The sequence below is a fragment of the Pacificoceanicola algae genome (assembly GCF_049341065.1).
Classification (GTDB): domain Bacteria; phylum Pseudomonadota; class Alphaproteobacteria; order Rhodobacterales; family Rhodobacteraceae; genus Pacificoceanicola.
On record NZ_JBMPIX010000012.1, the window covers coordinates 54,751 to 67,028 of the forward strand.

Here is a 12,278-nt window from a genome sequence, read left to right on the forward strand (position 1 = left end):
ATGGCAGAGGGCGGGACACAACGGCGGATCAGGTCAGCATGGCCAAGAACCAAGCGCGACCAAAGCTGCGATCCCTTCGATCCCCCCCTGCCGCGCTATTCCGGCCCGCAAAGCAGCGGCCACCTTGAGATGCCGACCGACGCATGCGCTCATATGGACCGTGTGCTGGATTTCATCGGCATCAATCCCGAAGAAATCCGCGGACGATGGCTCGATTCCAAGCGTCACGGCAGCCAATTGCGCCTGTCATGGATCATCGACAGGTCGTTCCACGACCCGGCCGAGACGTGGAAACACCTGCGCGTGCGCTATGCCTACGATCACATCGTGCTGCGCGAGGGCGCAACACTTGAGCTGGAAACCCCCTTTGAAGACCCGGTTGAGGTCTATGTGCACAAGCTGACGATGTTGGCCGGGGCCAAGGTCCTGCTCAACGGAGGCAATATTACGCTTTGCGTCGGGCAATGGGTCGGCGCGCCCCAGCCCGGAGAGGATCAGCCTGAACTGCTGTTGACCAGCGAAGACGGCGGGGTCGGACAAGTTGGCAACGCCGGTCAGGATGGCGCTATGGGCGACCGGGATCATTCAAACGGCGGCAATGCCTCGGCGGGCGCAAACGGTGGCACGGGACGTGATGCTGCGCCCTTGGGCGATTGTGCCGTGGCGGTGCATACCATGACAGGCCACGGACGCGTGACGGTTCGCCCCGGGCGCGGCGGGGCCGGTGGTCCGGGCCAACCCGGTGGGCGCGGCGGGCGCGGTGCCAGCATCTCCTTTTTCAAGATCGGCGAAGGTGGCGCAGGCGGCAATGGCGGCGATGGCGGGATGGGCGGGGCTGGCGGCAACGCAGGTCAGCTTCGGCTGGATTTCCGCAACCGCCAGCCCGACAGCGACGTGATTTTCGACATCTCGCACGGGATGGGAGGCGCAGGTGGCCCCGGCGCAGCAGCTGGGCTCGGCGGATTGGGCAACCCTGATGGCCGACCCGGACGCAATGGCCGCACCGGCGATACCGGACCGACTGGCCGCCCGCCGCAAATCCGCTGGGTCAACAAGTGGGGCGAAACGCCATGATCTTGCGCCTTGCCGCCCGAAACGCAGCCTTGAAGGTGATTTCGCCATGACCAGCCCCATTACGATTTCCGCCACCGAGACTGACACCCAGATCATCCAGCTTGGCATCGCCTGCGGCCTGCTCCGCCCGGTCGCGGGTCAGGATGGCGTTTACGAGATCGACCCGGACTGGTTCACCGATCCGGTTGGCAAAACCGGTGAGGGCCTTGGTAACAACCCCGAAACCCTTGCCACGCTGATTGCCGGGCTGATCGGCGATCTGTCCGGCAGCTCGCTTGGTATCCCGGTCAAGGAACCGGGTGATCTGGGCACATGGTATCCGATCAACAAGCCCGGCACGTCCGAGCCAAGCGGCCTGTATCTGGCGACGCAGCCCACCAAGGAAGAACTCAGCGGCAAGGGTGAGCCGCCGACGGTTTTTGGCATCGGTGTGATGTACACCAAAAGCGTCGTCCTCTCCAAAGAGGAAAAGGCAGATCTTGATCTGGCTGCCACCGGCCCCGACGGCATCGATATCAAGGTTTGGGGCCTGATCCCGATCGTGCTGTTGGGCGATGGCAAGGTCAAGGTTGTGGCGGGCAGTGAACAGCACCCCTTCACCGTCGGCTTCGAGGTTGTCGGCAGCGGCAATAGCCCGCTGGTCTCGGTCGCGGGGTTTCAGTTCGACGGGGTGCGCATTTCAGTCAACCTCTCGCCTCTTGCCACGCCACCTGTCTCGGTGTCCCTCGTGGTTCTGCAACTCAAGCTGCCTACCGACGCCGCGCCCAGCGACCGAACACTTGCCGATCTTGAGGCGATCAGCGGCGCCGAGATCCTGGCGACCGCCGCGGCGCTGGCCCTTGCGGCGCTTGGCAAACTGGTGGGGGATCAGCCCTCGCTGCCCTATCTGCTGCCCGCGCTTGGGCTTGGCCCGACTGTGCCGGGGGTGACCGGGGTTTCTCTGCCGATCCTGCGCTGGGACCAGTTTGTCGAACATGCCATCAGCGGCGGCAACCTCGCCCAGCCCTTCCTGAACTGGTTTACCGCGCTGGCGGGCGATCCCAAGCTGCTATCGGCGTGGATGCAAGCCGTGAGCGGCGCGATTGGCGGGGTCACCGGGATTGCCGCCAAGTTGGAGGGCACCGGCAGCCGCGAAGATCCCTATGCGGTTGCGGTCTTTGAAGTCGCCAGTATCGGCAAGCTGGAATTGACCGCCGCCAGCGCCACAGACACGCAGGGCGTGCGGCACTTCTACCCCGGTCTGGCTTTTGCATCGGACCCCGCCGTTCTGGGCGGCAGCGATGTCGCGCTGACGGGCAGCGCAGCGATGGAGTTCCTCGACTTTGCGCTGTGCAGCGGCGGCACCCCGCTTGCGCCGGGGCAGTTCCACGCCGGTCTGACGCTGGGCAACAAGACAGCGGGGCAACCGCTTTTCTCGGGCGATGTGAGCGGCAACGCCTATAGCTTTGGTGCGCTCACCATGGGGCTTTCGGTGGCCTTTGGTTCTGCAGGCGTGACGGTTCTGCCCGCCTGTGCGCTGGTCAGTGTGACAACGCCCACGGGCAAGTACCCTTCCATCGACCTGACCCAGCCAGATCAATTGGTTGACGCCGTCGAAGCCGAGCTGACCGCCGCCATCAACGCCGTCTTCAATGATCTTTTCGGGCTGGGCAAGGACAGCAAGGTCGGCACCTCTTTGGCTGCGCTCATCGGTGTCACGGCCCCGGATGGCCGGCAGGACGACTGGCCTTTGACCCCACCATTCGGCGCAAAAGGCATCGTGAATTCCATTCAGAACCCGGTTGATGCGCTAGGCGCCTACTGGGGGGATCTGATCCGCACCACCACGCCTGTCGGGGGCCAGCCGCCGTTTTATTTCATGGTGCAGGCTTTGGGACATGTGCTGCAACAGGACGGCGCTGGCGCTGTATCCGGGACCGGCAGCAAAGCCGCGCCGTGGTCGGTGCCGCTCAGCAGCGGGACGGGCAGTGCTGCCTTGCAGGCCTATGTCACGGACACAGGGACCAGTGGCACAAAGCGGCTGGTTCTGGGGATCGGAGCGCAGACCTCGGTGCCGGTTGCGGGCAGTTCGCTCAATCTGGCGTTTGATCTGGATATGCTGGGGCTGGATGCCGGTGCGATGGCAGGCTCGGGGCTGACGGGCGCGCAAATCCTGCCCGGCGTGAGCTTTACCGGCACCCTGCCCGACGGTGTCAAAACCCCTGCTGTGGCCGGCGCGGTGCTGAAGGTCGCCAGCGGATCGCTCAGCGTCGGGTGGAGCCCCTATTCCTCGTGGGGTTGGTCGATGGCCGTGGCCGCGCCGGTGCTGATGCTGGACGGGGTAGAGCAGCCGATTGGCGGCGCGATGAACTACTCGGACGTTGACAGTCTGGAAAAGCTGGTGACCGAGCAGGCGCAAACCTTTGCCTCGATCCTGATGGCGATGCTTGGCGTTGCCCTGTACCGGACCGAAAACCGGGGCGGTCTGGCGCTGACCGGATGGCTGGGCCTGTTGCCGAAACTCGGCAGTTTCGCGCCCGAGGGGGTCACTTGGCCGGACAGCATGCCTGTCCTCAAACCCACCAGTTTCTATAATCCGATTGGCCAATTGCGCGATCAGATCAAGGCGGTTCTTGCCAGCGAAAATCAAGCCCGGGCCGCGCTTGGCCTGCTGGGCTGGGCCATCAACGGCAAGGCCCCCAAGGCCGCAGCCATTGCCGGGTCGGGCACGCAGCAGGCCCCCTATGTCCTGCCCTTGGGCCTGCCGGGCGGCGTTCAGGGCAGTCTGTGGCAGGACGAGGCCAAAAGCTTCGTCGCCCCCGGCGTGACGACTCAGCAAAACGCCACGCTTGGCGCTGTCACCGCCAAAACTTCGGTGCAACTGGATCCGGTGGCGCTTGGGTGGAGCACCGGCCTGCCGCTGAACTCCGCCGGACTTCCGGCGCTGAGCATCCGATCGGTTCTAAGCGGCAAATCCGGCCCACTGGTCACCGTCGACGGCATCGAAGTTCAGACCGTCACGCTTGGTCTGGATCTGAGCCTTGATCTATCGGGTGCCCAGCCTGCCTTTACCGTCAGCCCGGTGATCGCTGCCTCGCAAACCGGGGCCGAGGGCCTTGCGCTGAGCGCCGAGCTTGACGTTGCCTCGCAGAACGATCTGTTTGCGTGGGTCAACGCCGGTATCAATGCCGCAGGGCAAGCCTGCGCCGGGAATGCCGATTTTGATCTGATCTACAAGGTTTTGACCGGTCTTGGCCTTGCCGTACCGCAGTTCCAGAACCTTGGCCTTGCCCAGCCATCGGCCAAGGCAGGCACCGCTTACGGGATCGACTCCGCCGGATGGCGGGCGTTGACCGCCAATCCGCTGGGCTTCATGTCCAACGCCTTGATCTCCGCACTGGCCAACCCCGCGACGCAGGCCGACCTGTTCAGGGCGATCCGGGCGACGCTGGGGTTCGAATTCTCCGAACCTGTTCCGCAACCGCTCTTGGCGCTGCTCTCCGGGCTGGGCATCTTGCAGGACGAGGCGCATGGCTTTGCGCCGAACCCGATGGCCCTCATCGCCGTGCTGCGCAATCCCGCAGGCGAGCTTGCCGCGCGCGTCACCCAATTGGTCAGCACGCCCGCCACACGTTCGGCGGTCATTGCCACCATGGGCAAAGGCTCAGGCAGCTTCAATCTTGGCCCGCTTCAGATCGACACGGCCAACGGGCGCACTATCAACCTGTCGCTGCCGCGTGGCGGCCTTCCCTTTGGCGAATTTGCCGATCCCTCAGCGACGTACACGATCGACCTGATGTCCGGAGAGATGGCGCTGTCGCTGGATCTGTTCATTCCCGAGGTCGGTTTCAGCCTTGTCACAGGGCTAAACTACAGCGTCGGCGGTGCCCCAAGCGTGACCACCGCGCTGGTCTGGGGCGATGGCAATCAGCCGCAGCCTTCTGCGCTGACGCTTTACCCCTTTGATCAGAACGCTTTTGTCGATGAACTGGCTGCGCTGGCCCCTGCCTATGTGCTGTCGATCTTCGTGGCCGAGGTGGTGCAGGATCGTCTGCTTGACCAATACCCACTGGCCCAAAGCCTGTTTACCCTTTTCGGTCTGGCCGATGAGATGCCCGCAGGCAGCGGCAAATGGGTGATGAAATCCACCCTTGGGCTTTTCGAAGATCCGCTTGGATGGCTGTTGTCCGACGCCGTGGTTGGCGACGGCGGCCGGTTGAACATCAAGACCTTGAACAAGGCTCTGACCACCCTGCCCGAAGGCGCGGCCGCCGGGTTGATGCTGGCAAAGGCCAGCGACGGCGTGGTGCTGACCGGCCTGCCCTATGGGCTGCAACTGCAAGCAAGCGCCAGCACCTCAACCGGGCTGTTTTCGCTGACACCCGGGCTGACTGAGAAGATTTCGGTTGGCGGTGGGAAAGTCTCGCTTGACGATCTGGGCTTTGGCCTGACGCTGACCTCTGATTTCCAGCCCGGGCTGATGGGTGCGGGCCGGATCACTGCACAAATTCCCGGACTGGACGGCGGCCTGTTCCTGAAAGGCGGCTTTGACAAGGGCTTTGATCTGACCATCGGTCAGGTTGGCGATGGCAAGCCGACCCTTGACCTGATCCCCTTTGGCAGTTGGCAGACCTTTGCCCTGACAGTTGGCGCAGAAGCGGCGCAAAAGTTGCTCGGCACCCTGACGGACGAGCTGTTGACCGGGCTAAAAGCCAAGGGCGACGACAAGCTTGCGGATTTTGTCGACAAGATGCGCACCACGGCCAGTTCGTTGCAGATCGATCAGTTGGTCTCGGCGCTGATCGCGGCGCAGCCGGACACCGGCAAGCTTGAAACCGCCGCTTTTGATTGGCTCAAAGACCGCCTCACGCCCGAACATGCTGCCGCCACGGCCGCTGCCGCAGCTGACCTGATCAGCCTTGCGCTCAAGGGGGTCACCGCACAGGGCGGGCTGCTGTCTTATGCGCCGTCCGACAAGGTTCCGGTTACCATCATGGCGGGCCTTAAGGGCGAAAGCGGCGCACAGCAGATCGGCATCTGGGCCAGCCTCGCCGCCAAGGTCGCCGGAGATCATGTCGTGATTGGCATCGCGCCCACCGGCGTGGGCATCCCGGTACAGGGCGACCCCACTCCGGTTGTCACCTTTGGCCTGACGACGCAGGCGGTGGTGGCGCTCGACGAAGGCCCCGGCCTGAGCGTCAGTTTTGACAGCGGCAGTGGCGGCAAGATCTCGGCCCTGATCGATCCGATGATGACGCGGGGCCAACCCGGCAAGCTCAAGGTCGAACTGCTGCCCATGCTCTTTGGGGTCACGCACGACAAGGACTACGAGAAAAACCTCACGGCCGCACTCGAGACATGGCTGCTGGACGTGCTGAAATACGTGCTGCCGCGCTATGTGTCGATCGTGGTGCTGAACACCAAGGCCGTTGAAAGCTGGCTCGATGCGCCACTGACCGAAAAGGTCGCGCTGAAGCCCGGCGACGTGCTGGTGGAAACGCAGCTTTTGGTGAAAAGCGGTCCGACTTATATCCTGAACGATCTCGACAGGCTGCTGGAACTGGGTCCGAAGAAATTCCTTGGCGGTTTCGTCAAGGCGCTGACACAGACCCAGATCCAGATCCTCGAATTTGCCAAAGGCGGCGGCATCTGGCTGGAGCCTGACCCGAACGACAAGTCGGCCTTTGGCATGCGCTTTTCGATCACCGATCTGTCGCTCAAGGCTGCGCCGAATTTCGTCTTCCAGATTGGTGCAGAAGATACCAAATGGATTGCCCTGACCGGTGCCAAACCGGAAGAGTTTCAATCTGGCATCGCGGCCTATGTGCCGCTGGATGACCTGATCCCTGACTTCGCCAAGATCAAGCTGCGGCTGATCAATGTCGGCGTGGATTTCCAAGGCAAGACCGGCCAGCCGCTGATTGATCTCACCCGCTTCCAACTGGGCAAGATCAAACCGCGCGGGTTGATCTCGTTCGATTTCGCCAAGACCAGTTTTGTCGGCAGCTATGGCGGCGGACTGGATTTCGAAGACATTGCCATCTCTCTGGCGCCGAACACGCTGGTTCCGGCGAAAAAGAACGGCAATGCCGTGGCGCAGAACCTGCTGGGATCGGGCGACGACGCGAAACAGGAAAATCCACCGACCAACCCCGGTTTTTCCGCCCGCGCGGGCTATATCAAAGGCCATAACCTTGGGGTCGAGCTTTACGATTCAAGCGGCGCCAGCCAGACCAAGATCTGGATACCGGTGCAGCGTTCCTTTGGACCGGTCACCGCGAACAAGATCGGCTTTGGCTGGGACAACCCAACGCATTTTGCCAGCGTCCTGTTTGACGGCAGCCTGAACCTTGCCGGGCTCAAGGTTGATCTGATCGATCTTGCGGTCAGTGTGGATGTAACCCGGATCACCGATTATTCGGCCTATGAAATGGATCTTGGCGGGCTTGCCGTCAGCTTCAAGGGCGGTTCGGTCTCGATCGACGGCGGCCTGCTCAAGAACGAAGACCCGCTGCGTTATGACGGCCAGTTGCTGGTCAAGGTCGCCAGTTTCACGATCTACGCTGTGGGATCATTCACGATGATCCCGAACGATCCGAACGACCCGTCTAAAGGTCAGGCGATATCGTTCTTCGTATTCCTTAACCTCAACGCCCCGCTTGGCGGCGTGCCGGCGTTTTTCGTCAACGGCATCGCGGGCGGGTTCTCGATCAACCGCAATATCACGGTGCCGGACGCCGGCGACATCATGGGCTTTCCGCTGATCCAAGGGGCGATTTTTCCGGCGACCTTTGGCGATGATCCGACGCCGAAAAGCGCGCTCGCAACGCTATCCGACACGGTCTACCCGGAAATCGGGTCCTATTGGGCGGCGGTGGGCATCAAGTTCTCCAGCTTCGAGCTTGTCGATGTCTTTGCCATGCTGCTGGTCAAATTCGGCCGTGAGTTCGAGATTGACGTGATCGGCATCGCCAGCGCCAGCCTGCCACCGGAAATCCCGCCCGCCGATGCGTTGGCCTACATCGAACTGGGGATCGTCGCCTCGTTCAAATTCACCGAGGGCGAGATTTCGGTGACAGCCCAGCTGACGCCGAATTCCTTCCTGCTGGTCAAGGCCTGCAAGCTGACGGGCGGATTCGCGGCCAAGTTCTGGTTCGGGCCCAACCCCAAGGCAGGCAATTTTGTCATCACACTGGGCGGCTATCACCCGGCGTTCAAGCCGCCGGACTTCTACCCCAACGTGCCCCGGCTCGGGTTTGACTGGCCGGTGATCGACACCTCCAGCGTCAAGCTGAGCATTGGCGGCGGAACCTACTTTGCCCTGACCCCCTCGATGATCATGGCGGGCGGCTATCTCAAGGCGCTGTTCAGCGCCGGGCCGCTGAAAGCATGGTTCGATGCGGGCGCAGATTTCCTGATCTCGTGGCAGCCCTTCTACTACAACATCGAAGTGCACATCACGGTCGGCGCCTCGCTGGGCGTCACCATCGCCGGGGTCGACATCTGCCTGACCGCCGAACTCGGCGCCCGGCTGGAGATCTGGGGGCCGCCCACGGCCGGCATCGCGCATGTCAGCTGGTTCGTCATCTCTTTTGACATCCCCTTCGGTGCGCAGGATGACGGCACGAAAAGCAAACCGAAACTGTCCTGGGGCACATTTGAACAGCGTATGCTGCCGCAGCCCGATGCGAAAAAGGGCGGTGGCGACAACGACATCGTTCTGTTGGCTGTTGAAGAAGGCTCGGAAGCACCGCCCAAGCCCGGCTATGACCAAGTGGTTATGAAGGTGCAGATCACCAACGGGTTGCTCAAGGATGACACTGGCGATGGTGCTGTCGTCCACCCCATGCCCTTCTCGATCGAAGTGCGCTCGGTCATGCCCGGTTCGACCGTCGAGGCGTCTAATTCAACCTTCAAAGTGACCAGCCCGGCCCTTGGCATCCAGCCAATGGGCCAGACCGACGTGACCACCGACATCACCGCGACGCTGCAGCTTTGGAGCGAAGAAACCAACAGCTGGAGCGAGTACAATCTCGACAGGACCGGGATTGTGCTTGCGGGGCTGTCCGGCGGCGCGCCGGATGCGATCTGGTCAACCAAAGTATTTGAAGCCAAGGGGGAACCCTCCGCTACGATGATCGACGGGGCGCAATTCGGCCTGTCGATCAGCACCACCGGAGATCAGCTTGTCGACACGCTGAAAACCATGGATCTGGCGAAATCCTTTGGCCACGAAAGCGCCGCTGCCCTGCCCCTGCCCTTTGACGCGACGCCCAGTTGCCGCATCCCGGATCTGCCGGGCCAGGAAAATCGTTTCGCCACCTTGATGAGCTCGGTAATGGACGACACGACCCCGTCCTCTCCGGCCTCGCGGCGGGCGGCGATCATGCAGGTGCTCGTTGACCATCAGGTCGCCGCCATTGTGGATCAGAACCTGAGCGTTCTGGCGCGCTTTGCCGATGATCTGTTCCAGGCCCCGCCGCATCTGGCAGAGCTGGGCTTTGATCAGGCAGGCGTCTCGCATCCGCTGGTCGAACTCAAAGCCGCGCCACTTGCCGCAGCCGCGCAGATCGAGCCGGACATACCGCCCCGCTTTCTGGGCGGCGCGCAAAGCTTTGCCTTGCCCGGCGATCAGGCGCAGGACACTCAGGCCCGTTCGATCCTATTGCCCAGCCCCAAGGTTGTCGCCAGATGGAGCGACGTCGACCACACCGCCCAGAACGCCCAATTGCGCGCCCTGCATGATGACAACAGCCTGCAAACCGACCTGCGCCATGGTACGCTCGCGGTGCTCGATCTGGGCACAAGTGCGGGCGCCCCGATGATCCAGACCGACGGCGCGGTGCCGGTCAAGGTCTATGCCTTTGACAGTTCAGGCCGCATTCTGTCGGACGAGGTGCTGCCCGATGCATCCGGGCCAATCGCCCTGCCGCAAGAGGCCGTGCAAGTGGCCTGTCTGGGTCTGGGCGATCACGACCCGGGCGCGCCCGAAGGCTGGAACCTGCGCAGCACGTTGTTTCAGGTCAGCCATCACACCATGTTGGGCGATGGCTGCACCGTACGGCCTCAGAACAGCCCGCGCCTGCACCGCAACCGGCGCGAACAACGGCGCGGCGCCATCAGCGGCCATGATCTGATCGAGAGCAATCAGATACAGTACGGCGTTGATGAAACCCGCGCCGGCTGGGTCGAGACGATCTTTGGCGCGGCGGTGCGTACAGTGGCCGTGGTTCTGCAACCCGGCGCAGATCCTTACAGCGCGCGGGTCAAACTGGCGGGAACGAACTCGCCCTGGCATGTGGCCTATGACGGTGCCGCCGCTGCGATTGAAATGTTCGATACCGATGATGGCACTGCGCTGCTGTTCGATGCGGCGGGCGTCACCACCGACCGCAAGGGCCGCCACGCGGTGCTGGTGTCGAGGGTCGAAGGGCTGGCTGGAGTCTACGGCTGGCAGGACGATCCCGCCCTCGTGCTTGAGCGCTGGCAAGGTCACGCGCTGAAGTCGCTGGCCCGTCCAGTGCCCTCGCTTGAGCAGCGGCTTGCGGCGCGCGCGGCGCCCAGCGCGGCACGCAAAGCGACAAGGCTTCGGGTGTTCCGGGGATGACACAGACAATCGCAACAATAAGGGCATGTCATGGCTGATCAGATCGCACTTGCCACCGGAGACGAGATCAATCCCGGCGAAATCCGCTTTAGTCAGGCCGCCCTGCCGCCGCTGATCGCGGGAAACTATCAACTGTCGGGCACGCAAAAGGTCGTACTGCAACACGACGACGACAAACCCGTCTATCAGGCCAAGCAGGCCTTTACTGTCGATGGTCCGCGCTTTGCGCTGGCACCGTCGGATGTGCAGATGGTGATGCCCCCCGCCAATCAGGCGGGCGATTGGGAAAACTACATGCCCAATATCGTGCTGCGACGGCGGATCTTGCCGTGGATGCGCACGCTTGATGGCAAGCCGGTGCCGCCGGGAAAGGTCTCGACTCCGTGGATGGCTTTGATCAGCGTGACCGCCGCAGAGTTGGGCGGCAAGGCCGCCGAGATTTCTGCGCCCTCGCCGGTGGTGACGGGCACCGCGGCCGACCTTGTCCAAACGGCTGACACCACCATTGCCGGCCCCGATCTGAACCTGAATGCAGACGAGAAAAAGACGCCCATGCTCTATCTCGATCTGGACGCGAAGCTGTTTCAGGCAGTGGCGCCAACGCAAGAGGATCTGATCTGGCTGGCCCATGTGCGGGACGTCAACACGGACAACAAAGAGATCCTTGGGCTCGACGAAGACGGCAGTTTTTCGATCGTGGTGGGCAACCGCATCATCCAGACCTCAAAAGACAGCGACGTGGTGAACTACGTCTTTTTGATCTCGCTTGAGGGCCATCAGGACCATCTGCCCGGCCACGCCATCCCGGCCCGGGTAACCACCTTCCGATTTGCCTCGCTTGCGTGGTGGAAAGTGCAAGCCCTGAAGGCCTCTGGCGATTTCATCGAGATCATGCAGGAATTACCCCATCGCGGCGGAGATCACCTGATCGGCCTGCCGCACAAGCCGATTGACGCCTGCGATGACAATTCTGATGACAATTCCAAAGCCGCCGCCGCAGCGCTTGCCATGGGCTATGCCCCGCTGACCTACCGGATGCGCGCAGGCGAAGAGGCCACCGCCTGGTATCGCGGCCCGCTGTCTGCGGTGCCAACCAAGAACGACGGGCTGGGGGCATTTCAATACGGCGATCTGGCCATCCGCTATGACCCAAAGACCGCGCTGTTCGATCTGTCTCAGGCGGCGGCTTGGCAAATCGGGCGCCTGCTGGGGCTGTCCGACAGCACATTTGCCCGGCAGTTGTTCGAATGGCGCAAGGCGATGCACGCCACCTCCAAGCAAACCGCCAACCTGAACGCGCTGAACATGGCCCTGCCCGCGGCTGAGACCCCAACCTACAAAAGCCATGACATCGGGACCGCAAGCCGCGCGCAGATGATGGCGCATTTCGCAGCGACCACGGCGCTTGGCAATGCCTTTGCAGGCGGCGGGGCGCAGCCCAAGACCCCGGCGGCGGGCATCGCCAGACGCGAGCGCCGCGAAGATCGGGTGCCCAGTCACGCCGGTTCGACCCCGATTTTGAAGGTCGCACCGCAGGCTTTTGTTCCGCAAGGCACCGACGCACTGGAAGACCTGCTGGATCAGGTCTTTGCCCCCACCGAAATGCAGGAGTGATTGC

Annotated in this window: 3 protein-coding genes; all 3 read left to right on the plus strand. The window is 62.8% G+C overall.

The features are described 5' to 3' along the window. The 3 genes from ACOYQJ_RS16755 to ACOYQJ_RS16765 are packed head-to-tail and all read left to right on the plus strand — an operon-like array spanning window position 1 to window position 12,274. Entirely contained in the window at window positions 1–1,074 is a 1,074-nt protein-coding gene (locus ACOYQJ_RS16755) for a hypothetical protein (RefSeq protein ID WP_422907196.1), read from the plus strand. Window positions 1,075–1,120: 46 nt separating this feature from the next. Then, on the plus strand, window positions 1,121–10,660 hold the full coding sequence (locus tag ACOYQJ_RS16760) for a DUF6603 domain-containing protein (protein ID WP_422907197.1): 9,540 nt from the start codon (window positions 1,121–1,123) through the stop codon (window positions 10,658–10,660). 30 nt (window positions 10,661–10,690) lie between these two features. Further along, a complete protein-coding gene (locus ACOYQJ_RS16765) occupies window positions 10,691–12,274 on the plus strand; it encodes a hypothetical protein (protein ID WP_422907198.1) in 1,584 nt (527 codons plus the stop codon). Window positions 12,275–12,278: the final 4 nt, after the last annotated feature.